Genomic DNA, 23,104 nt, shown 5'->3' with positions numbered 1-23,104 from the left:
TGACCAAGAAAACAACCAAAAACAAACGTCAATTGCGCGGTTCCGTCGGTGTCCATGAAACAAACATGGCTTCCGTGACCCGTATGTTGCCAACCGCTTAACCTCACACTATTAAGGAGTTATTATGCCTAGAGTAAAACGTGGGGTTACAGCTCGTGCCCGTCATAAAAAAGTTCTCGCCCTTGCCAAGGGTTACCGCGGTCGCCGCAGTAAAGTCTACCGTGTTGCCAAGCAAGCAGTCATGCGCGCCGGTCAATACGCGTACCGTGACCGTCGTAACAAGAAGCGCGTATTCCGTGCATTGTGGATCGCCCGTATCAACGCCGCTTCGCGTGAGCATGGCGTTACCTACAGCGTATTCATGAACGGTCTGAAGCGTGCTTCGATCGAACTGGACCGTAAGGTTCTGGCTGATATGGCAGTGATGGACAAGCCAGCGTTTGCTGCGATTGTCAATCAAGTCAAGGCCAACATCGCTGCGTAAGTTCATTACGTAGTTTTGCCGCCGCTGCGTAAAATGCAGCGTGGCAATCCCGAGCGGGGCAGAGGTCAACACCTTGTGCCCCGTTTGTGTTTTTAACCGCCAGTCTTTTTAGTTGATTGGCGTATTTCGGCTTCATTGGAGCAGGAAAACTGCATGAACTCCCTAGAACAACTAGTAACGCAAGCCCAAGCTGATTTCACTGCCGCTGTCGACGCCGCCGCGCTGGAAAATGCCAAGGCCAAGTATCTCGGCAAGACCGGTCAGATCACCGAGCAGATGAAGGGGCTGGGCAAGCTGGCGCCGGATGAGCGCAAAGTCCAGGGCGCAGTCATCAATCACGCCAAAGAGCAGATCGAAGCTGCGCTGAATGCGCGCCGTGACGCACTGGCCAACGCGCAGATGCAAGAGCGTCTGAATGCGGAAGCGATCGATGTCACCTTGCCGGGCCGCGGCCGTGGCGTCGGCGGCATTCATCCGGTGATGCGCTCGTGGCAGCGGATCGAAGAAATTTTCCGTTCGATCGGTTTCGATGTGGCCGACGGCCCCGAAATCGAAACCGACTGGACCAACTTTACCGCATTGAACAGCCCGGAAAATCATCCGGCGCGCTCGATGCAGGACACCTTCTATATCGATGGCAAGGATAGCGAAGGCAAGCAGTTGCTGCTGCGCACGCATACCAGCCCGATGCAGGTGCGTTATGCGCGCATGAACCAGCCGCCGATCAAGGTCATCGCCCCAGGGCGTACCTACCGCGTCGACAGCGACGCCACCCATTCGCCGATGTTCCATCAGGTCGAAGGCTTGTGGATTGCCGAAGACATCAGTTTCGCCGACCTCAAGGGCGTCTACCTGAATTTCGTCAAGGCGTTCTTTGAAACCGACGATTTGCAAGTGCGTTTCCGTCCGTCCTATTTCCCGTTCACCGAACCATCGGCCGAGATCGATATCGCCTTCGGCAGCGGGCCGTTGAAAGGGCGCTGGCTGGAAGTGTCCGGCGCCGGCCAGGTGCATCCGAACGTGGTGCGCAACATGGGGCTGGATCCGGAACAGTTCATCGGTTTCGCCTTCGGTTCCGGTATCGAACGCTTGACGATGCTACGTTACGGCATCAACGATCTGCGCTTGTTCTATGAAGGCGATTTGCGCTTCCTGAAACAATTTAATTAAGCTGTGAATTAAGCCGTGAGTTGCGCTGATTTTTTGCAGCGAGCTCCACGCCGAAGACGCTGAGATTGATTTGCCATCGTGTCCGATAATCCAGCGTTCCTTGCTTCTGTGACTAAAGGTTTTTGAAGGTTTTACCTATGCAATTCTCTGAAAGCTGGCTGCGTTCCATGGTCGATCCGAAGATGACTTCGGACGAATTGTCCCATCTGCTGACCATGTCAGGTCTCGAAGTGGAAGAGGTCGAGCCGGTTGCGCCGCCCTTTACCAATATCGTGGTCGGCCTGGTGGTCGAGACTGCCAAGCATCCGAATGCCGATCGGTTGAACGTGTGCCAGGTCGACGTCGGCGCCGGCAGCATGCTCAATATTGTGTGCGGCGCACCGAATGTGCGGCCCGGCCTCAAGGTGCCTTGCGCGATGGTCGGCGCAATCCTGCCGCCGGGTGCGGATGGCCAGCCGTTCGAGATCAAGCTCGGCCAATTGCGCGGCGTCGAATCGCAAGGCATGCTGTGCTCGGCACGCGAACTGAAATTATCGGAAGACCAAGGCGGCTTGCTGGAATTGCCTGAAGATGCGCCGGTCGGCCAGAATTTCCGCGATTATTACCAACTGAACGATCTTAAATTCACCATCAAGCTGACGCCGAACAAGGCGGATTGTCTGTCGGTGCTGGGTGTGGCGCGCGAAGTATCGGCGCTCACCGGCACGCCGCTGAAGCAGCCGGTATTCAAGACTGTCGCTGCGACCATCACAGAAACGTTGCCGGTCAAGATTTCCGCGCCGGATTTGTGCGGTCGCTTCTCCGGCCGCGTGATCCGCGGCTTGAACGCCAAGGCCGCTACGCCGCAATGGATGAAGCAGCGCCTGGAACGCAGCGGCCAGCGTCCGATCTCGGCCTTGGTGGATATTTCCAACTACGTGATGCTGGAACTGGGCCGTCCAACGCACGTGTTCGATCTGGACAAGATCCACGGCGGCCTCGATGTCCGTTGGGGCAAGCCAGGTGAATCGCTGAAACTGTTGAACGGTAATACCGTTAGCGTTGACGACTGGATCGGCGTGATTTCCGATGATCGCCAAATCGAATCGCTGGCCGGCATCATGGGCGGCGACGCCACGGCGGTCTCGCTGGAAACGCAGAATATTTATCTGGAGGCTGCATTCTGGTGGCCGCAAGCGATACAGGGCCGCGCCCGCCGCTTCAACTTCTCGACCGACGCCGGCCATCGCTTCGAGCGCGGCGTCGATTTCGCAACCACGGTTGAACACATCGAGCGCATCACCGCTCTGTTGATTGAAATTTGCGGCATGCCTGAGACTCAGGTCGGTCCGATCGACGATCAAAGCGTCAATCTGCCAAAACGCGATCCGGTCAAGCTGCGCACGGCACGCGCAATCAAGGTGATAGGCGTGCCTTTGTCGGATAGCCAGATCGCCGATATCTTCACGCGTCTGGGCCTGGCGTTCACGCAAGAGAACGGCGTGTTTTCGGTAACACCGCCATCGTACCGTTTCGATATCGAGATCGAAGAAGATCTGATCGAAGAAATCGCGCGCGTCTACGGCTTTGAAAATATCCCGGCCTTGCCGCCAGTGGCGCCCAACGCCATGTATATTGCGCCGGAAAACCAGCGCTCACTGTTTACGATTCGTCGTCAGCTGGCCGATCTGGATTATCAGGAAGTGATCAATTTCAGCTTCGTCGAAGAAGCCTGGGAAGCCGATTTCGCAGGCAATCTCGCGCCGATCAAGGTGCTCAACCCGATTGCCAGCCAGATGGGTGTGATGCGTTCGACGCTGATTGGCAGCTTGATCGCCAACGTCAAATACAATCTCAACCGCAAGTTGAACCGGATCCGGATTTTTGAAACCGGCGCCGTCTACATGCGTAATCAGGAAGTCCAGGACGGCCCGCTGGAAGTAGCGGGGTTCGCGCAGCCTAAGCGCATAGCTGGCTTGGCTTACGGCCCGCAAGCCGACGAGCAATGGGGCCAGGCAAGCCGTACTGTCGATTTCTTCGATGTGAAGGCGGATCTGGAAGCCTTGTTCGCACCTGCGACTTTGCGTTTCGCCAAAATCGAGCACCCGGCGCTGCATCCCGGCCGCTCGGCGCAAGTGCTGCTGGATGACCAGGTAGTCGGTTTTATCGGTGAGTTGCATCCGCGTCTGCAACAGAAATATGAACTGCCATTGGCGCCGGTTTTGTTCGAAGTCGACGGCTTGGCATTGCAGCAACGGCAAGTGCCGGCTTATGTTGAAATTTCGAAATTTCCAGCCGTGGTGCGTGATCTTGCGGTGGTGGTAAAACAAGCAATTTATGCGCAAACTTTACTGGATGTTTTTGTTGTCGAGCAGCAATGTAATCCAGCTTGCCGGATTCTGCAAGCCATTGTTTTATTTGATGAATATCATGGAAAAGGACTGGAGAATGACGAAAAAAGTCTTGCTTTCCGTTTTACCTTGCAAGATACTGAAAACACCCTTCAAGATGACACCGTAGAGGCCGCGATGGCGGCTTTGATCGCTGCTGTCAGCAAGGTGCCAACAGCAAAATTGCGCACTTGATTTGTACGTACTTGATTTGTATTAAGTGGCTCTCGTGACAATAAAATCTGCAGCAAAATGCCGGCAACCGCGCCGGCAGCAGAAATCCCAAAAAAACAGGGGCGTAACAACAGAATGAACGATATGCAGACAGTAGAATTTGAATCCGTTCTGGACGCCGATCTGAATCGGGCGATGCGTGAAGCGCAAGCTCGTTCGCAGGCAGAAAAGAATTTGCCGACATTGACCAAGGCGGAACTGGCTGAACTTTTGTTTGAACAGGTTGGCCTCAACAAGCGTGAAGCCAAGGATATGGTTGAAACGTTTTTCGATGAAATCCGGGATGCGCTGGAACGCGGCGAATCGGTGAAATTATCGGGTTTCGGCAATTTCCAGTTACGCGACAAACCGCAGCGCCCAGGCCGGAATCCTAAAACCGGGGAAGAAATTCCTATCACTGCGCGTCGCGTGGTGACTTTTCACGCCAGTCAGAAACTCAAGGGCATGGTTGAGGCCGCAAGCCTGCAACCAGTCCAGCCTATCCAACAGTTTGCCGCCGCTCTCCCAGCTAATTCATGAACGATCGCATTAGTAAGTCCGAGCTTGTCGTGTTACCGCCGATTCCGGCCAAGCGTTATTTCACCATAGGCGAAGTGAGCGAGCTGTGCGGCGTCAAGCCGCATGTGCTGCGTTACTGGGAGCAGGAGTTCACTCAGCTTAAGCCTGTCAAACGACGTGGCAATCGTCGCTATTACCAGCATCACGAGGTGCTGTTGATTCGCCGCATCCGCGAATTATTGTATGAGCATGGTTTTACCATTAGCGGTGCCCGCAACAAGCTCGATGGCCGCCTCGGCGGTGCAGCCGAGGCCGAGCCTGCCGTCGAGGCTAAGCAAAGCGAAGTCGATCTGGTCGAAGTGCGTCGCGAACTGGAACAGATACTGGATTTGCTGATACCGAAGGTAGAGCAAACTGTTGAATAAATGTTGACGAAACGAGGGAGAGAAATCCCCCTTTTTCTATTTGGGATGTCGAGCCAGGCTATCACCTTGCCTGTTCTTCATCGGCCTATTTTTCTTACTCTCCGATCATGCTCAGCGACCCACGTTTTCCCAACCTTTTCATTCTTAACCACCCCCTGATTCAGCATAAGCTGACGCACATGCGGAGCAAGGAAACATCGACCCGCACATTCCGTCAGTTGCTGCGTGAGATCACGCTGTTGATGGGTTATGAAATCACGCGCGATCTGCCCTTGACCACGCAACACATCGAGACGCCGATGCAAAGCATGGAGGCGCCGGTGATTGCCGGCCGCAAGCTGGCGGTGGTGCCGGTGTTACGTGCGGGAATAGGCATGAGCGATGGCTTGCTGGATCTGGTGCCGTCGGCGCGGGTCGGGCATATCGGGGTGTATCGCGATCCTGATACGCATCAGCCGGTTGAATATCTGGTGCGTTTGCCGGATCTGGCGGAGCGGATCTTTATCGTGTGCGATCCGATGGTGGCGACGGGTAATTCGGCGGTTCATGCGGTTGACGTGCTGAAGAAGCGCGGTGTCAGCGACGATCAAATCATTTTCCTGGCGCTGGTGGCTGCGCCGGAGGGGGTGCAGGTGTTTCAGGATGCGCATCCTGGGGTCAAGTTGTATGTGGCGGGGCTGGATTCGCATCTGAATGAGCATGCGTATATTGTTCCTGGGTTGGGGGACGCCGGCGATCGTATCTTCGGCACCAAATAAGTTCGACGAGAAGTTCGAGTTAGCTGAACAAATGCGTCAACTGCCATTCGGGAGGAAAGACCAACTCGCCTGCGGCTCTTTACATGTCTTCCCTCTTTATCCGAATGGCAGCCGCCACATTTGGCAACGTCCCAATGCGGAATTCACGTCAACAGCAACGTCAAAAACAACCCCGCGCAGTTGAGAGCAACTGTCCTTATTCGTCGCCGGCGCGTATCACCAGCTTGCCGAAGTTCTTGCCTTCGAGCAGGCCGATGAAGGCTTGCGGCGCGTTCTCCAGTCCGTCGACGATGTCTTCCCGGTATTTCATTTTTCCGGCCAGGATCCAGCCGCTCATCTCTTTGAAGAACTCCATGTATCGATGACCGTAGTCGTCAAAGATGATGAAGCCTTGCATCTTGATGCGGCGGGTCAGCATATTGCGCATCAGTCCTGGCAGGTGGTCGGGTCCTTGCGGTTTGCCGGTGGCGTTGTAGTTGGCGATCAAGCCGCATAGGGGTACGCGGGCGCGTGTATTCAGCAACGGCAATACGGCATCGAATACCGCGCCGCCGACGTTTTCAAAATAGACGTCGATGCCCTTGTTGCAAGCGGCTGCGAGTTGCTGCGGGAAGTCGGCGGCGCGATGGTCGATGCAGGCATCAAAACCCAATTCTTCTACGGCGTACTTGCACTTGTCGGCGCCGCCTGCGATGCCGACTACACGGCAGCCCTTGAGCTTGGCAATCTGCCCGACTACCGAGCCGACGGCGCCGGTTGCCGCGGCTACCGCTACTGTCTCGCCGGCTTTCGGCTGGCCGATGTCGAGCAGGCCCATGTAGGCGGTGAAGCCTGGCATGCCAAGCAAGCCTAAGGCGTAAGACGGTTTGCCCAGCTTGGCGTCAAGCTTGGTCAGGCCTTTGCCGTCTGACAGCGCGTAATCCTGCCAGCCGCTATAGCTGAGGACCAGGTCGCCGGCTTTGTAGTCGGCATGCTCGGAAACTTCAACACGCGACACGGTGCCGCCGACCATGACTTCACCGACGGCGACTGGCGCTGCATACGATGGCGCGTCGCTCATGCGGCCGCGCATATAGGGATCAAGCGACAGGTAGACGGTACGCAACAGCAGTTCACCGGCGGCCGGTACCGGCACCGGACTTTGATCGAGCTTGAAGTTATCCGGAGTCGGCGCGCCGTGCGGGCGCGAGGCCAGTAAGAAGCGACGGTTAATTGTCTTGCTCTGGGTTTGACTTTGCGACATGTTGGCGACTCCTTCGGTGGAACGAGTGCCAGCGATGGTCTGCTGGCATGGTCGAAATCAGTGAAGTTTCAAATTCACAAGGCTGCTTCGAGGATAGTGCGGCTGACAGCCAGAGTATGGTCCTGATGCTCGCCCAGCGCCGTCATGCCGTGTTTGTCCAATTGTTCGAGTACGGTATTGACGGCATCCTGGCCCAGTTCATAGTCCGATAGGCGGGTCTTGATGCCCAGGCTTTCGAAGAAATCGCGGGTGCGCTGGATCGCCAGGTCGATACGCGCATCTTCATTGCCCTCGGTGATTTGCCAGACGCGTTCGGCGTATTGCAGCAGCTTGGCGCGCTTGCTTTCGCGTCTGACCGACAGCAACGACGGCAGCACGATGGCTAATGTACGGGCGTGGTCGATATCGTATTGCGCGGTCAGCTCATGGCCCAGCATATGGGTGGCCCAGTCTTGCGGCACGCCGGCGCCGATCAGGCCGTTGAGCGCCAGGGTGGCTACCCACATCAGGTTGGCGCGGGCGTCGTAGTCGTTCGGCTCGGCCAGCACGCGCGGGCCGGTTTCGATCAGGCTCAGCAGCAATCCTTCGGCAAAACGATCTTGCACCTGGCCTTGCACCGGATAAGTCAGGTATTGCTCGACGGTGTGGACAAAAGCATCGACCACGCCGTTGGCAATCTGCCGTGGCGGCAGCGTGAAAGTCTTGCTCGGATCGAGAATCGAAAATTGCGGGAATACCAGCGGACTGTGGAACGCCAGCTTGGCTTGTATCGATTTGCGGGTGACGACGCCGCCGTTATTCATTTCCGAACCGGTCGCCGGCAAGGTCAGCACGCTGCCGAAGGGCAGGGCGCTGCGGATGTTGGCGCCGCGCTTGACTGCGATGTCCCATGGCTCGCCATCGAAATTTGCCGCAGCGGCGACAAACTTGGTGCCGTCGATCACCGAGCCGCCGCCCACCGCCAGCAGGAAATCGATGTTCTCGGCGCGCACTTGCGCCACCGCCTGCATCAATGTTTCATAACTTGGATTGGGCTCGATGCCGCCGAACTCATGGATCTCGCGCTTGCCGAGCGCCGTTTTGACTTCAGCCAGGGTGCCGGTTTTCTGGGCGCTGGAGCCGCCGTACAGAATCAGTACACGGGCGTTGTGCGGCACCAGATGGTCCAGTTTGGCGATGGTGTCGCGGCCGAAGACGATCTTGGTAGGATTGTAGAATTCAAAATTCAGCATGTGGGTTCCTTGGGAAGTGGGGTGCTCGATGAATCGAGCGGTAAAAATGTGCGTGCTTGATGTGCGAACTTGATGTGCGAGCTTTAGCTTGATGCCGGTGGCGCCAGGATATTTAAGGTAATGTCCATGGCGTTTTCGAGGGCGCTGCGGTCACGCTGGAGTTTGCCAAGAAGGCTGGCGCCCAGCCATAGCTGATAAAGCATTTGCGCGGTTTTTTGCGGTTCCAGTTCGCCTCGCAAAGAGCCGTCGGCGATCCCTTCGGCGATGCAATCGGCCAGCCTGGCCATCACTTGCCGTGTGCCTTCGCACAGGACCTGGCGCATGTCGTCCGATAAGTCGGCGACTTCGGCGCTGAGCTTGACCACCAGGCATTTGTCCATCGCTTCTGCGCCGGATTGTGTGTCACGCCAGTGGCTCCAGTAACGCAGCAACCGTTCGCGAGCGGGTTCTTGCGCCGGTTTTACCGCGATTTGCAGGACTTGTTCCAGCGCCTGCCGGTAGTCGTCGACATATTGCTGCATCAACTCCTGGCCGTATTGTTCCTTCGATCCGAAGTAGTGATAGAAGGAGCCCTTGGGTATCGCCGCCGCACTCAAGATTTCACTGAGTCCGACGCCGGAGAATCCTTTGACGGCAATGATTTTTTGTCCGGCGTCCAGGATATGGCGTTTGGTGGTGTCGTATTTTGCTCTCATAATTTGTTTATTCTAGCTTAAATTAGACCGGTCGTCTAATTGTTTGATTTTTGCGTCTGCGTAATCTCGAAGTCATTTCGATTCGATACCTGAGGTCGCGCCTGTCATGCTTTTGCGGCGGCTACCCATGCTTATGCATATCCGTTATGCTAATAAGGTTTATTGTGCAATTTTCTTGTCTGAACGTTCGCATCCCTCTTCCAACTTTAGCGCCGCCCATGACATCCCGTACCAACCACCATCTGGATACCTACTTGCTACGCGTTTTGCACACTTTGCTGGTGGAAAAAAGCGTGTCGCGCACCGCCATCAAGCTAGGGCAATCGCAGCCGACCATCAGCAATACGCTCAAGCGTTTGCGCGAGCTGACCGGCGACGCCATCCTGGTACGCGGCAAAACCGGCATGGTGCCTACCGAACGCGGGCAGGAGTTGCTGGCGCTGGCGAAACAGGGATTAGAGGTCATCGAGAGAATCGCGGCGCCGGTCGCGGCTTTTGAAGCCGACAGCACGGCGCGGGTATTTCACATCGCCACGCCTGACTACTTGAACATGCTGCTGATCCCATCCATCATCGAGCAGTTGCGCCGGCGCGCGCCTGGCGCCAGCCTGATGGTGCATGCGCTGGACGCCAATCTCGACTACGCCAACGCCCTGGAAAATGGCCGTTTTGACCTGGTGATCGGCAACTGGCCTGATCCGCCCGAGCATCTGCATCTGGCGCAATTGTTCGATGACGACGTGGTGTGCATGATGCATCGCGATCATCCGGTAGCCAAGAAGGGCTTGACCCTGAAATATTATCTGGAAATGCCGCATCTGGCGCCGACACCTTACATCGAAGGACATCGCAGCGGCATCGACGCCGCCCTGGCCGAACAAGGCTTGAAGCGTAACGTGCAGGTGACGATTCCATATTTTGCGCTGGTGCCGCATGTGCTGGCGAAATCGGATTTGATTTTTACCACCGGCCGGCAATTTGCCGAGCACATTATCGAGGATTGGCCGATCGGCATGTTTACGCTGCCCTTCGATATGCCGAAGATGCGCTTTTACATGCTGTGGCATGCGCGTTCGCATGTGGCGCCGGATGTGGTGTGGCTGCGGCGCCTGATCGCCGAAGTGTCGGCCGAGCTGGGCAAGTCGGGCACTAAACAGCCCAAATAGATGCAACAGCCCGCTTCATAAATCCTGCAATAGCTTACAGAAGCGAGCCTGGCGCTAAGTCGTTATTTCACAGCGGTTACTTCAATTTTCGCCGTAATCGACGCTCGGCCGCTGCGGCGATTTGCGTGAAGTTGCGCGCATGTATTGCGGCGGCCATGAGGTGACATCGTGCAGGGCGTCGGCTGCGTGCAGCGGCCAGTAAGGATCGCGCAATAGCTCGCGCGCCATCAGCACCAGATCGGCTTGTTCGGTACGCAGTACATGCTCGGCCTGGCCGGGATCGGTAATCATGCCGACCGTGCCGCAGGCGATGCCGGCCTCATGTTTGACTCTGGCCGCGAACTGGGTCTGGTAGCCGGGCCCCACCGGGATGGTGGCGGCAGCGATATTGCCGCCGCTGGAGACGTCGATCAGGTCCACTCCAGCCTCACGCAACAGACGGCTCAAGGCAACCGTTTCATCGACATTCCAGCCGCCGTCAATCCAGTCCGTGGCCGACAGGCGCACCAGCAGCGGCAGCTGCTCCGGCCAGACCTGGCGCACTGCAGCTACCACCTCCAGCGCCAGGCGTGCGCGATTTTCAAACGAGCCGCCGTACTGGTCGCTCCGGTGATTACTGATCGGCGACAGGAACTGGTGCAGCAGATAGCCATGCGCTGCGTGGATTTCGACTACCTTGAAACCGGCTTGATGAGCGCGCACTGCGGCATCGGCAAAGGCCTTGACGACGGCTTTGATGCCGTCGATGGCGAGCGCGCTGGGCGTGGTATAGCTGGCGTCAAACGGAATTGCCGACGGCCCCACGGTTTGCCAGCCGCCCTGGCTGGGATCGACACGGCCTTGCTGTTCTTCCCAAGGACGCCAGACGCTGGCCTTGCGGCCGGCATGCGCGAGCTGGATGCCGGCCACCACCCCTTGCTGCTCGATAAAGTGCGTGATGCGGCGTAGCGGCGCGATATGTTCATCTTTCCAGATGCCGAGATCCTGCGGTGAAATGCGGCCCTGCGGCAGCACCGCGCTGGCTTCAAAGATGATCAGGCCGGCGCCGCCAACCGCGCGGCTGCCCAAATGCACCAGATGTCAGTCATTGGCGAAGCCGTCTTGCGCCGAGTATTGGCACATGGGGGCGACCGCGATCCGGTTCGCCAGCGTTACGCCGCGTAATTTCAGCGGGGAAAATAAAGAGGTCATATCGGTTTTCCTGTAGCTTGGTTTATGCGTCGACCAGTCCATTGAACTGCAATGCCGCCAGACTTGCGTACAAACCGTTTTGCGCGACCAGTTCGGTATGAGTACCGGTTTCGACTATATGGCCGTGTTCCAGCACGATGATGCGATCGGCGCGTTGGACGGTGGCCAGGCGATGGGCGATGACCAGGGTAGTGCGGCCGACCATCGCCGCTTCCAGCGCACCCTGTACTGCACGTTCAGACTCGGCGTCGAGCGCGCTGGTAGCTTCGTCCAGCAGCAACAGCGGCGGGTTTTTCAGCAGTGCGCGGGCAATCGCAATGCGCTGCCGCTGGCCGCCGGACAAACGCACGCCGCGCTCGCCGAGGAAGGCCAGGTAGCCTTCCGGCAAGCGTTCGATGAATTCGTGGGCGGCGGCCATTTTTGCCGCCGCGATGACGTCGGCGTCGCTGGCGCCGACCCGGCCGTAGCGAATGTTTTCCATCGCATTGGCCGAGAAAATGATGGTGTCTTGCGGCACGATGCCGATAGCATTGCGCAGGGTGTGCAGATCGAGATATCTGATGTCCACGCCATCGAGCTTGATGCTGCCGTGCTGCGGATCGTAGAAGCGCAGCAGCAGCTGGAACAGGGTGGTCTTGCCGGCGCCCGAAGGGCCGACTACGGCGACGGTTTCACCTGGCCGGATGTCTAGCGACAGACCGGACAGGGCCGCGCTCTCAGGGCGTGACGGATAACGGAAGCTGATGTTTTCCAAGGCGAGCGACGCACCTTGGGCGGTGCGCGGCGGCAGCGTATCCGGCAGCAGCACGGATTGCACCGGCGACTGCGCCGCCAGCAATTCCAGCAGCCGCTCGGTAGCGCCGGCGGCGCGCTGGGCATCGCCCAGGACTTCGGCCAGGGCGCCGATGGAGCCGGCCAGCAAGGCGGCGTACAAGATAAACTGGCCGAGTTCGCCGCCGCTCATGCGGCCCTGGACCACGGCGTGAGCGCCCAGCCAGAGCACAAACACGATGGCGCCGAACACCAGCAGGATGGCCATCATGGTCAGCAGGGAACGCGCACGTATGCGCTCCATCGCCGTGCCGAACGCATTTTCAATCGAGATGTCGAAACGCTGCGCTTCAATATTCTCGTGGGTGAAGGCCTGCACGGTCGGCATCGCATTCAGGATCTCGCCAGCCATCGCCGACGCATCGGCAACCCGGTCCTGCGATGCGCGCGACAGCTTGCGCACGCGGCGGCCGTACCAGACTATCGGCAGCACCACCAGCGCCAGCATGACCAGGATGATCGCGCTCAGCTTGACGCTGGTGATGAACAACATGATCATGCCGCCGGTAAACAGCAGGGCGTTGCGCAAGGCCATCGAAATGCTGGTGCCGACCAGGGCCTGGATCAAGGTGGTGTCGGTGGTGATGCGCGACAGCACCTCGCCAGTCTTGGTGGTTTCAAAGAACTGCGGGCTTTGCATGACAACGTGCGAATAGACCGCGCTGCGCAGGTCGGCCGTGACCCGTTCGCCAAGCCAGGACACCATGTAGAAACGCGCGGCGGTAGCCACGCCCAATACACAGGCGACGCCGAACAAGGCCAGGAAATACAGGTCAATATGATTGGCGCCCTGGACGCCGCCGGTGCTGAAGCCAAGATCGATCATCTGCCGGAAGGCATAAGGAATCGCCAGGGTGGCGCCGGCTGCCACCAGCAGGGCCAGGCTGGCCATCACAAACTGCCGCTTATACGGGGCCAGGAAGGGGAGCAGCCCAATGAGCGTGCCCAGACCGCGTTTTTCAGGTTCTTTGGAAGATATGGTTGTCATGTCGGTAAGCAATGGGGGGGACAGCGCAAATTACAGCAAGATTCAGCAAGATTCAGCAAGATTCAGCAAGATTCAGCAAGTTCGCGTCTAGCAACGCTAATACAAAGACAGGGCTCCGCGGGAAAATGTGTTTGTGCCAATATTTTATGCATTTGTATTGCAATTGGTAAAGAGATCGGCTGCAGATCGGCTATAGATCGACTAGATACACATTCTCTTGAAAGGGAACTTCAACCCTTAATCGAATATCGATATACTTTGTACAGCATGCTTAGCTCTGAAAGCAGTTTGCTAGTGTAGTGGATGTTGCGCGATAGCGCAGGATCTCGGTGGGGCGAACCTGAATTCCCGTAGTTGAATGAGTAATTTCAATGATTGCCATCTCAGGAGAATCCTTTGGCTCAATTGCCGCAAGCAGCGAAAAACCGCCTGGCGCAAGGCGAGATCCAGCAGCAACTGGCGGCCGGCCTGCTGGCGGCGCACGCACATACCTCTCCCAAATATCTCTACGACGTTCTCGGTTCACGCCTGTTTGCAGCAATTTGCGAACTGCCTGAGTATTATCCAACCCGTACCGAAGCGGCGATCTTTGCACTCCATGCGCAGCAGATTGCCGGCGCCGTCGGCGCCGATGCGATCCTGATCGATCTGGGCGCGGGCAATTGCAGCAAAGCGGCAGGACTGTTCCCGAGCCTGCGGCCCAAACAATATGTGGCGATCGATATTTCGGTGCAGTTCCTGGAGGAAGCGGTGAGCGCGCTGCAACAGCAGTTTCCCCAGATTAAGATGACTTGCCTTGGCATGGATTTTTCTGCCGAGCTGGAACTGCCGGCGACGCTAGAGATGGAGGGCCGGCAGTTTTTCTATCCGGGATCATCGATAGGTAATTTTGCGCCGCTGGAGGCATTAATGTTCCTGCGCCGGATTCGCAAGGCTATCGCCGGCGGTAGTGGTAGCGACAGCAGCGGCGGCCTGCTGATCGGGGTCGACCTGGTCAAGGACAAGGCGATCCTGGACGCCGCCTACGATGATTCGCTGGGCGTCACCGCAGCATTCAACCTGAATCTGCTGCATCATCTGAACCGCTTGCTGGATGCCGATTTCGATCCGCGTGACTGGCGTCATCGGGCTTTCTACAATAGCGAGCAACATCGCATAGAAATGCATCTGGAAGCCAGGGACGAACTCACCGTCCATTGGCAGCAGGGCGGCATGCGGCACTTTGCGCGGGGCGAGACCATCCATACCGAAAGCAGTTATAAGTACACCCGGCAAGGATTTATCGAGATGCTGCAACAAACCGGATTCGGCAAAGTGCAGACCTGGTGTGATCCGCACAACTGGTTCATGGTTTGCCATGCCCAGGCGGCCTAAAAAACGCAGACAGGAGTGCGATGCACAAGCTGGCAAAGGTTTTTTCCACGATCCGCACTCAGACCGGCAAGTTGGTGCAGCCGCTGTCGGCGGAAGACTGCTGCGTGCAATCGATGCCTGACGCCAGCCCGGCGAAATGGCATCTGGCGCATACCACCTGGTTTTTTGAAACCTTCATCCTGGAACGGTTTGAAACCAACTTCCAGCCGTTTCATCCAGCCTTCCGGATTCTGTTCAATTCGTATTATGACGGCGTAGGCGAGCAGCACCCGCGCGCGCAGCGCGGCTTGCTGAGCCGGCCCTCGCTGGCGGAAGTGCAAGCGTATCGGCAGAATGTCGATCAACGGCTGCTGGCGTTGCTGGCGCAAACGCTGGCGCCAGACCAGGCGCAGCAATTGTCGGCGCTGGTCGAACTTGGATTGCAGCATGAGCAGCAGCATCAGGAGTTGTTGCTGACCGATATCAAGCATTTGCTGGCAATGAATCCCTTGCTTCCTCCCTATCTGGCGTCCAATGCGATGGCGGAAGCGAGCGATAGCACCGCCGCGGCGACAGCCTTGTCATGGCAGCCATTCGCAGCCGGCGTGGTCGAGATCGGGCATGCCGGGCAGGGCTTTTTCTTCGATAATGAAACGCCGCGTCACCGGCAGTTTGTCGAGCCCTTTTCCATGGCGTCGCGGCTGGTCAGCAACGGCGAGTATCTGGCTTTTGTCGAGGACGGCGGCTACCGGAATCCTCTGTTGTGGCTGGCTGCGGGCTGGGAGTGGGTGCAGCAGCAGAAATTGACGCGGCCACTCTATTGGCAAGCAGCGTATGCGCAGTTCGACTCAGCCTGGCGCGAATTTACCTTGCACGGCCTGCAGCCGCTGGCCTTGCATGAGGCGGTCATCCATCTTTCCTTTTTTGAGGCGGAGGCTTATGCGCGCTGGGCTGGCGCGCGCTTGCCTAGCGAAGCGGAATGGGAATGCGCGGCGGCCGCTCAGGGAGCGGATCATGGGGCAGGCCAAGGAGCTGACTATTTTGGCGTAGCCTGGCAATGGACCACTAGCAGTTATGCGCCATATCCCGGCTATGTCGCCTTGCCCGGCGCGGTGGGTGAATACAACGGCAAGTTCATGGTGAATCAGTATGTATTGCGGGGCTCCTCGTCCGCCACGCCTGACGGCCATGCGCGCCTGAGTTATCGCAACTTTTTTCCGGCAACTGCGCGCTGGCAGTTCAGCGGGATTCGCCTGGCGCGTTCCTGAATCAGCGCGGAACAGCATCAATATAGGTTTGCGGCTTGCTTAGATGTTCGATCAAGAAATCAACAAACACGCGTACTGCCGGCAACAAACCTCTCTGGGTCGGATAGACCACTTGCACATGGCCGGCCGGCATGGTCCAGTCACGCAAAACATGCATCAGCGTGCCTTGTGCCAGCTCGTCGGCGCAATATTCGGTCGGCAGCATGGTTAAACCAAGGCCGCGCAGCGCCACCCGCTTGCGTAGCGCAAAATCTTCCACCGCCAATCTCGGTTCCGCCACCAGTTCGTAGCGTTCTTTATTCGGGCCGTCGAGCAGAAGATGGATCCGGCGGTCGCGTTCGGCGGCGCCCAGGAAGGGCAGTTTCGCCAAGTCGCGCGGATGATGTGGCACCGGGTATCTGGACATCAGTTCCGGCGTCGCCACCAGCACGCCGGAGGCGGCGCGCAGCCGCCGGGTGGCCAGATTGGGATCTTCGTCATCGGCGGCTCTTACCCGTACCGCCACATCGACGCCTTCTTCCAGCAGATTGACGCGGCGGTTGGTGAACAGCAAATCGATATTCACTTTCGGGTAGCGCTCCAGAAAAGCCGGCAACGCCGTGGCTACCTCGGACTGCGCAATCGGCACCACGCAAGTTACCCTTACCGTGCCGCTCGGCTCCGCCAGTGAGCTGGTGACCGCCAGTTCAGCCGCTTCTGCCGCGGCAATCACCACCTGGCAATGCTGGTAGTAGCGGTTGCCGAGGTCAGTCAAGGCGATGCCGCGTGTGTTGCGTTGCAGCAAGCGAGCGCCCAAGCGGCTTTCCAATTCCGATATGCGCCTGGACAAGCGCGATTTGGGGATGCCCAGGCTGCGGCCGGCAGCCGTGAAACCGCCTTCCTGCACCACGTTAGCGAAGAAATACAGGTCGTTTAAATCTTGCATGAGAGTTATCCATTGTTCTGTATGTGGAACAATATATCTTGTTTTTGCTATCTAGTTCTATTATCGATGAGGGGGTAGCATGCGTCCAATGGTTCAGGTAACCAGGTAAATCAAACTCTTTTGGCATCGGGATATACGGATCGCTATAGATTTTGACCCATTCTTAATTTAATCGAACGGCATATATCATGAAACTCTTACATATCGACTCCAGCATCCTCGGCGACGCTTCGGCTTCGCGCCAATTGACCCGCGAAGTGGTGGCAACGCTGCAAGCGGCGGATTCCGATCTTGAACTGACTTACCGCGACCTCAGCAAAGACGTCACCGCCCATTTGTCCGGCGCCACGTTTGCTGCCAAGGGCACGCCTGCGGAAAAACGCAATCTGTCGCAAAAGCTGGAAGTGGAATTGAACGAAGCGATTCTCAACGAATTCCTGGCGGCCGATGTGATCGTGCTGGGCGCGCCCATGTACAACTTCACCGTGCCGACCCAGCTCAAGGCCTGGATCGACCAGATTTGTGTCGCCGGCGTTACTTTCCGCTATAGCGAAAAAGGCCCGGAAGGCCTGGCCAAGGGCAAGCGCGTCGTGATCGTCTCGACCACCGGCGGCAAGCATGCAGGCGGCCCTACCGGCATCGCCCATGAAGAGTATCTGAAACTGGTGTTTGGTTTCCTCGGCATCACCGAGATCGAAGTGGTTCGCGCCGACGGCCTGAACTATGGTCCTGAAGCGAAAGAAGCCGGCTTTGCGACGGCTCGTGCACGTATCGGCGATCTGACCAGCGCCGTAGCAATGGCCTGATTGGCTAGGTTTGAATAAAAACCGCTATTTGGTAGAGGTAATGCGTGGCAGCATAGCTGCGCTTTCCAACGATGCCGGTCAAGCAGAGGCGGCCGGCATCTTTTCATTTTCCAGCCTGTTCTGGCATCCAGGTTCAGAGTAATCTTGCGGCCGCCAGCGACGTCATGCAGCCGGATGCGCGGCACGCATTGGTGCGTTTGGGTTTTTCGAGCATCGACAGCGTAATCTGATCAACTCATAAAGTTTGTCTACGTTGTGAACCGACCGTCATGTTGTATAGTTGCTCCTGTCATTTTAACGTTACTTGAACGGGAAAAATTATGCACACACGCCACCCGCATTTGCTTGAAGTCTCTTTAAAATCGCTTCGCCCAACACAAATCACGGTGGGATTAGCCGAGGTAGAGAAAAAGCGATTATCCTGGGAAAAACTCACAGCCGAAAATCGCCAGACCTATTTGGAAAACCATTGCTTTCCCGGAGTGCTCGGTCCCAAAGATCACTATTACATCGTTGATCATCATCATTTGGGCCTGTCTTTGATTGACGAAGGCCTAAAAACTGCAAAGCTGATCATGCTTAAAGATTTAAGCGCATTAAATATCGATGAATTTTGGGTGGTCATGGATCACAACCAATGGGTACATCCGTACGACGCCAAGGGCCAACGATGCGGTTTCGATGCAATACCCAAAAAAATCACCGAATTGGTCGATGATCCCTATCGCAGTCTTGCGGGAGAGGTGCGGCAGGCGGGAGGATTCCCGAAAGACCAGCAGCCGTTTGCCGAATTTTTGTGGGCGGATTTCTTCCGTCGTCGTATTTCAGTCAAGATGATTAAGAATCAGCAGAGCCAAGCCTTGGCGGAAGCGTTGCAGCTTGCGCACAGTCAGGCAGCTGCGCATTTGCCAGGTTGGAGCGGTCAAGTAGCAGGCGCCTAGATTGAAATGAAATAATTGCGCGGCGATCGGCGCAATGCGGCTGGAACAGTGCTTCATGTTCTTTCGCTGCTGCCTGGATCAATCGAAACGTGCCGCAATAATAGCCGCTCCAATGCATTCAGCGTATCGAACGATTCAAAGAAATCGGCGAAGAAATCCTGATTGCTCGGAGCTGCGTGACTAAATTCCGGTTCCGCCCTGATGGTGTCGAAAATCTGCTGGAAGGTATTCTTGCCGTCAACATGACGCAAAATTCTTGCTCCATATTTCCCCGGGTTTACCATCAGCCCAACTCCTGAATGCTGATGGTTAAGAGCGAAAGGGCGCCCCTTGTTTGTACTAAACACCTGCGCCAGCAGCGGGCCGGTTAGCGGTTCGTGATAAAAAAACGGAACGTAATCAGCGTCGCCGTACGGCGCTTTACAAGCTTCCGACCGGGTAACATAAAATGAATGGGTGATGACGTTGCCAATCAGCAGCTCGCCCATTTCATATTGTTTTCGGCTTGCTTGCTGCTTAATGGTATCCAGATTCTTTGGCGGCTTTTTACCTAAGACCATATGTGGAAGGTATGGCGAACGTCCCCGTCCAACATCGGTAAGCTCCAGGTTAAGGCCATGCGTATCCTGGATCCAGTCATACAGTTCTCCCACTGTGTACGCTCGGTCTTGAGAGTGCAACAGCAAATCGTAGATGCCGGCGTCGCCTAATTTATGGTCATGGTGCAGGTCTTCGCCACGCCTGAACCAATTCGAAGCAGGCAAGCTGCTTAAGATCTCTTTAGTATTGCCGATCTTGATGTCTGCGTCGGATTCATCGTGATTGACTAAACGCATCAACTCTTGCATTTGGTACACGCCGATCCGGCCGTGGGTGGCATATACCATGATGCCCATGGCTCCAGTATCTTTGAGCACGGCACGCAGCATCTTCAAGCCAGTATCAGGATTTTCAAGATGATGCAGGACGCCACTGCAGTTGATGTAATCGAACTTGCCTAATTGAAGTTGGGGCAGGTTCAATAGCGAATCCTGGATCCAGGTGATATTTTTTAAATCTCTTATTTCTGCCCGCTCCCGGGCAATCGCTATGCTTGCCTGGCTTAAATCCAAATGTACGATTTCAGCATCGGTGTCGCGCAATTGCTCGGCCAGATAAATTGTTGCGTCACCAGTTCCGCCGCCTGCTACCAAGACCCGAAACTGCTTCCTAAACGATTGTTTTCCCGAAAAACAATAGTGGTTGATCATGGGCAGGCTTTCTAACCATGTTCTTACCAATTGTTTTTTCTCGTCTTTCGGATTGCAAGGAGGGTAGGGTAGGGATTCATACTGATCCCGTACTTTTGGCAGATAGTTGGCGGACATGTAGGTACCTGGCTGAGGAATGATTTCTTGCTAAACAATTTGGATTGCGGCATCAAAGATCGCGGCCAATGCAGGAATCACCCGATCCAGCCGGGGGGCGCTAATTCCCTGGCAGCATGCGCCGCAAAGTGTCGTCTTTGACGATGAAGTGATGATACAGTGCGGCCGCAACATGCAATGCGACCACGGCGATTAGTACCCAGGCAAACAGTTGGTGCATATCGCCAAGCGTATGGCCGAGTTGCGCACCCTTCGATGACAGTGGCGGCAAGGGCAGCACGCCAAACAATGATACAGGCCAGCCACGCGACGATGCATTAGCCCACCCCATTAAGGGGAAGGCAAGCAACAGAAAGTAAAGCAGCCAGTGGGTAACTCGTGCAATCCGCTTCAATCGCGGGGACAGCATTTGCGGCTCTGGTGGCGTAGGGTGCGTCCAGCGCCATGACAGCCGTAGCAGAACCAGCAACACGATCAGCGCACCGATCGACAAATGCCAGCTGATCAATCCGATTGGCTGAGTATCGCGGTGCACATCCGGCATCAACCAGCCGATAGAGTACTGGATCACGAGTAGAAGCACGGTCAGCCAGTGAAAAGTCTTCGCAGGCGTGGAGTACGTGGAAGTTTTTATCGTTTGCATTTTTTTGAGAAAAATGTGAAACATCATTGTTGTACTGGCAAGGCGGATTGCCGCTAGCCTCCAGGCAGGATTTTACGCATGTTCGGTCAGCCAAGGCGAATAGAAAATTCTGACGCAACGTCAAAAAAACGCCTTGCAAAAATGGCGGTGAGGGTAGATTTTTACGTCTGCTGCCTATGGCAACCATGGTCAATGTGCAGTGCGCAGGAATCAGCTTTTAGCTGGCGTCCTGCATTCCTGATGTAAGCCCGCAGTACGATAATACCCAGGTTGCATGCAAAATGATTGGCGTGGGATCGCCACGCCAATCAAGTAAAACTAGGCCGCCGCAGCGCTGCTGACGATTTCCTGATTGGCCGCGTTGCCGGCAATTTCAATTTGCCGGTTCACCGCGCTCAATATTGCCTTGAACGATGCGGTCAACGTATTGGCGTCGATGCCGACTCCGAAACCGGTGGGAGCGTCGTTGAGGCGCAGTTCTATGTAGCTGGCGGCTTGCGCATCGGCGCCGGCGCTGATCGCGTGTTCATGGAAATCCATCAGCTTGATATCCAAGCCCAGCGCATTGACGAAGGCGTCGATCGGGCCGTTGCCATGACCGCTTGAGGTTTGTGGCTGGCCGTCGCGCATGATGTCGATTTCGATCTTCACCGCTTGCGCCTGGCTGGAATCTTCGCTCATGCGGTGGCCGCGATACACATACGGCGTTTGCTGGTCCAGATACTCTTGCTTGAAGATGCTGTAGATGTCGCTGGCGGCAATTTCCTTGCCAGTCGCATCGGCCGCTTTCTGGATCGCGCGGCTGAACTCGATTTGCAGGCGGCGCGGCATGGCCAAACCGTATTCCTGTTCCAGCAGATAAGCCATGCCGCCTTTGCCGGACTGGCTGTTGACGCGGATCACGGCGTCGTAGCTGCGGCCGAGATCGGCTGGATCGATAGGCAGGTAGGGGATTTCCCAGATGGCGTCGGCCTTTTGCGCGGCGAAGCCTTTCTTGATCGCATCCTGATGCGAGCCGGAGAACGCGGTAAACACCAGGTCGCCGACATACGGATGGCGCGGATGGACTGGAATCTGGTTGCAGTCTTCGACGCATTGGCGCACTTCGTCGATGTCGGAAAAATCGAGGCCCGGATTGACGCCCTGGGTGTACAGGTTCAAAGCCAAGGTCACCAAGTCGACGTTGCCGGTGCGTTCGCCATTGCCGAACAGGCAGCCTTCAACCCGGTCGGCGCCGGCCATCACAGCCAGTTCGGCGGCGGCGACGCCGGTGCCGCGGTCGTTATGCGGATGGACGCTGATGATGGCGGCGTCGCGCCGGGCCAGGTTGCGGTGCATCCATTCGATCTGGTCGGCAAATACATTCGGTGTGCTGCATTCGACCGTGGTCGGCAAATTGAGAATGACTTTGCGCGTCGGGCTGGCGTGCCAGGCTTCAACCACGGCGTCGCAGACTTCTTTCGAGAAATCCAGCTCGGCCATGCTGAAGGTTTCCGGCGAATACTCGTAACGCCATTGGGTTTCCGGGCGGGCGTCGGTCAACTCCTTGATCAGGCGCGTGCCGGAGACGGCGATTTCCTTGACTTCTTCGCGGCTCTTGTCGAACACGATGCGGCGCCAGGCCGGAGCGACCGGGTTATACAGATGGACGATGGCTTGTTTGGCATCCTTGAGCGAATCGACGGTGCGGCGGATCAGATCTTCGCGCGATTGGGTCAAGACGATGATGGTGACGTCGTCCGGAATGTGGTTTTCTTCAATCAGTTTGCGGACAAAATCGAAATCGGTTTGCGAGCCGGAGGGAAAGCCGACTTCGATTTCCTTGAGGCCGATCTTCACCAGCAACTTGAAGAAACGCAGCTTGCGATCGGCGTCCATCGGTTCGATCAAGGCTTGATTGCCATCGCGTAAATCGGTGCTCATCCAGATCGGCGGAGCGCTGATAATTTGATTGGGCCAGGTGCGATCACTCAGTGGAATCGGCGGGAACGGACGATACTTGACAGCGGGGTTGTGCAACATCATGGTAAGCCTCTCTGGGAGCTAGTGAAATGTGCTGATAAAAAATGAAACGGGATTTTGCGGTGGCGAAAAGGTAGCCTGACTGCCACTCGGAAATTAACGCGAGGCCAGGCAACCGATCGGTAGCGATAGCAGGGGTAGTGCTGGCAAACGCTTGACGATGAGCGTGCTGCCAAAGCAGAAGAAAGTATTGCAGAGTGACTTGGAGTACATGGAATCTTGCTCTTTAAAATCGAGATTCATTATTGAATCTCAGTTTTACTACCGTTGATTTCTTGGTCAGGCGTTGTTGCCTGGTGTCCCCCGTCAGAACGGGGGCGAGATCATAGTGCGCGTAGTAGCGCTAGTAGCGGCACTAGCAGCATTGCCGGCAGGGTGCCAGCAATGTGCGGTAGAGAGCGGGATTGGATGCGGGTGGAAAACATGGACTTAATGTAAGAGATAAAGTCAGGGCTTGTCAAGCGCCGCTTGATGCCTGGCCAAAAATATCGATAA

21 protein-coding genes and 1 pseudogene are annotated in these 23,104 nt (G+C 56.5%); 12 read left to right on the top strand and 10 right to left on the bottom strand.

Translation table 11 applies throughout. The features are described 5' to 3' along the window. The 7 genes and pseudogenes from KHU33_RS20415 to upp form a co-directional block, all read left to right on the top strand. Positions 1-101, top strand: a pseudogene (locus tag KHU33_RS20415) (50S ribosomal protein L35); the annotation flags it as partial. A gap of 23 nt (positions 102-124) precedes the next feature. Next, on the top strand, positions 125-484 hold the full coding sequence (rplT, locus tag KHU33_RS20410) for a 50S ribosomal protein L20 (RefSeq protein WP_108439775.1): 360 nt from the start codon (positions 125-127) through the stop codon (positions 482-484). Between the two features lie 153 nt (positions 485-637). Continuing rightward, the gene (pheS, locus tag KHU33_RS20405) at positions 638-1,654 is read left to right on the top strand and encodes a phenylalanine--tRNA ligase subunit alpha (RefSeq protein WP_211466291.1); all 1,017 of its coding nucleotides are present in this window, start codon (positions 638-640) and stop codon (positions 1,652-1,654) included. A gap of 137 nt (positions 1,655-1,791) precedes the next feature. After that, positions 1,792-4,218 carry a phenylalanine--tRNA ligase subunit beta gene (gene pheT, locus KHU33_RS20400; RefSeq protein WP_211466289.1) on the top strand — a complete coding sequence of 809 codons (2,427 nt, stop codon included), beginning with the start codon at positions 1,792-1,794 and terminating at the stop codon, positions 4,216-4,218. Positions 4,219-4,332: 114 nt separating this feature from the next. Then, a complete protein-coding gene (locus KHU33_RS20395; RefSeq protein ID WP_211466287.1) occupies positions 4,333-4,776 on the top strand; it encodes an integration host factor subunit alpha in 444 nt (147 codons plus the stop codon). After that, positions 4,773-5,180 (top strand): MerR family transcriptional regulator, encoded by a 408-nt coding sequence (locus tag KHU33_RS20390; RefSeq protein ID WP_211466285.1) that lies wholly within the window; start codon positions 4,773-4,775, stop codon positions 5,178-5,180. Before KHU33_RS20395 ends, KHU33_RS20390 begins: the two co-directional genes overlap by 4 nt. Positions 5,181-5,287: 107 nt before the next feature. Next, complete coding sequence (gene upp / locus KHU33_RS20385; RefSeq protein ID WP_211466283.1) at positions 5,288-5,938, top strand: uracil phosphoribosyltransferase; 651 nt, start codon at positions 5,288-5,290, stop codon at positions 5,936-5,938. Between the two features lie 196 nt (positions 5,939-6,134). Here the strand turns inward: upp and KHU33_RS20380 are convergent, their stop codons facing one another. The 3 genes from KHU33_RS20380 to KHU33_RS20370 all read right to left on the bottom strand — a co-directional run bounded on the left by KHU33_RS20380 (position 6,135) and on the right by KHU33_RS20370 (position 9,108). Continuing rightward, positions 6,135-7,181, bottom strand: coding sequence for an NADP-dependent oxidoreductase (locus KHU33_RS20380; RefSeq protein WP_211466281.1), 1,047 nt, complete (start codon positions 7,179-7,181; stop codon positions 6,135-6,137). A 74-nt stretch (positions 7,182-7,255) separates the two neighbouring features. Next, positions 7,256-8,413 carry an iron-containing alcohol dehydrogenase gene (locus KHU33_RS20375; protein ID WP_211466279.1) on the bottom strand — a complete coding sequence of 386 codons (1,158 nt, stop codon included), beginning with the start codon at positions 8,411-8,413 and terminating at the stop codon, positions 7,256-7,258. A gap of 83 nt (positions 8,414-8,496) precedes the next feature. Beyond that, complete coding sequence (locus KHU33_RS20370; RefSeq protein WP_211466277.1) at positions 8,497-9,108, bottom strand: TetR/AcrR family transcriptional regulator; 612 nt, start codon at positions 9,106-9,108, stop codon at positions 8,497-8,499. 218 nt (positions 9,109-9,326) lie between these two features. Here KHU33_RS20370 and KHU33_RS20365 point away from each other — a divergent pair, with 218 nt between their 5' ends. Further along, a complete protein-coding gene (locus KHU33_RS20365) occupies positions 9,327-10,274 on the top strand; it encodes a LysR family transcriptional regulator (RefSeq protein ID WP_211466275.1) in 948 nt (315 codons plus the stop codon). Positions 10,275-10,355: 81 nt separating this feature from the next. Here the strand turns inward: KHU33_RS20365 and KHU33_RS20360 are convergent, their stop codons facing one another. From KHU33_RS20360 to KHU33_RS20355, 3 genes are read right to left on the bottom strand one after another with little or no spacing between them, the layout of a single operon-like run. Beyond that, a complete protein-coding gene (locus KHU33_RS20360; protein ID WP_329956096.1) occupies positions 10,356-11,348 on the bottom strand; it encodes an NADH:flavin oxidoreductase/NADH oxidase in 993 nt (330 codons plus the stop codon). 6 nt (positions 11,349-11,354) lie between these two features. Beyond that, positions 11,355-11,465 (bottom strand): oxidoreductase, encoded by a 111-nt coding sequence (locus KHU33_RS26970; RefSeq protein WP_456236955.1) that lies wholly within the window; start codon positions 11,463-11,465, stop codon positions 11,355-11,357. 22 nt (positions 11,466-11,487) lie between these two features. After that, positions 11,488-13,284, bottom strand: coding sequence for an ABC transporter transmembrane domain-containing protein (locus tag KHU33_RS20355; protein WP_211466273.1), 1,797 nt, complete (start codon positions 13,282-13,284; stop codon positions 11,488-11,490). A gap of 396 nt (positions 13,285-13,680) precedes the next feature. Here KHU33_RS20355 and egtD point away from each other — a divergent pair, with 396 nt between their 5' ends. Further along, the gene (gene egtD, locus KHU33_RS20350) at positions 13,681-14,658 is read left to right on the top strand and encodes an L-histidine N(alpha)-methyltransferase (protein WP_211466271.1); all 978 of its coding nucleotides are present in this window, start codon (positions 13,681-13,683) and stop codon (positions 14,656-14,658) included. A 20-nt stretch (positions 14,659-14,678) separates the two neighbouring features. Beyond that, positions 14,679-15,905 (top strand): ergothioneine biosynthesis protein EgtB, encoded by a 1,227-nt coding sequence (gene egtB / locus KHU33_RS20345; protein WP_211466269.1) that lies wholly within the window; start codon positions 14,679-14,681, stop codon positions 15,903-15,905. Position 15,906: 1 nt separating this feature from the next. Here egtB and KHU33_RS20340 read toward each other — a convergent pair whose 3' ends face one another. Continuing rightward, positions 15,907-16,830, bottom strand: coding sequence for a LysR substrate-binding domain-containing protein (locus KHU33_RS20340; RefSeq protein ID WP_230414433.1), 924 nt, complete (start codon positions 16,828-16,830; stop codon positions 15,907-15,909). Positions 16,831-17,018: 188 nt separating this feature from the next. Between KHU33_RS20340 and KHU33_RS20335 the strand changes: the two genes are divergently transcribed. Together KHU33_RS20335 and KHU33_RS20330 are read left to right on the top strand one after the other, a co-directional pair. Beyond that, the gene (locus KHU33_RS20335; protein ID WP_211466267.1) at positions 17,019-17,636 is read left to right on the top strand and encodes an FMN-dependent NADH-azoreductase; all 618 of its coding nucleotides are present in this window, start codon (positions 17,019-17,021) and stop codon (positions 17,634-17,636) included. Positions 17,637-17,956: 320 nt separating this feature from the next. Further along, entirely contained in the window at positions 17,957-18,577 is a 621-nt protein-coding gene (locus KHU33_RS20330) for a ParB-like protein (protein ID WP_211466265.1), read from the top strand. A gap of 53 nt (positions 18,578-18,630) precedes the next feature. Here the strand turns inward: KHU33_RS20330 and KHU33_RS20325 are convergent, their stop codons facing one another. The 3 genes from KHU33_RS20325 to leuA form a co-directional block, all read right to left on the bottom strand. Continuing rightward, positions 18,631-19,944 (bottom strand): class I SAM-dependent methyltransferase, encoded by a 1,314-nt coding sequence (locus KHU33_RS20325; RefSeq protein WP_211466263.1) that lies wholly within the window; start codon positions 19,942-19,944, stop codon positions 18,631-18,633. A 100-nt stretch (positions 19,945-20,044) separates the two neighbouring features. Beyond that, a complete protein-coding gene (locus KHU33_RS20320; protein WP_329956095.1) occupies positions 20,045-20,614 on the bottom strand; it encodes a cytochrome b in 570 nt (189 codons plus the stop codon). A 291-nt stretch (positions 20,615-20,905) separates the two neighbouring features. After that, positions 20,906-22,612, bottom strand: coding sequence for a 2-isopropylmalate synthase (gene leuA, locus KHU33_RS20315; RefSeq protein ID WP_211466261.1), 1,707 nt, complete (start codon positions 22,610-22,612; stop codon positions 20,906-20,908). Between the last annotated feature and the right edge of the window lie 492 nt (positions 22,613-23,104).

Origin of the sequence: Collimonas silvisoli (assembly GCF_018305005.1) — a bacterium.
Taxonomy (GTDB): domain Bacteria; phylum Pseudomonadota; class Gammaproteobacteria; order Burkholderiales; family Burkholderiaceae_D; genus Collimonas; species Collimonas silvisoli.
This window is presented reverse-complemented; position numbering and strand designations above follow the sequence as displayed.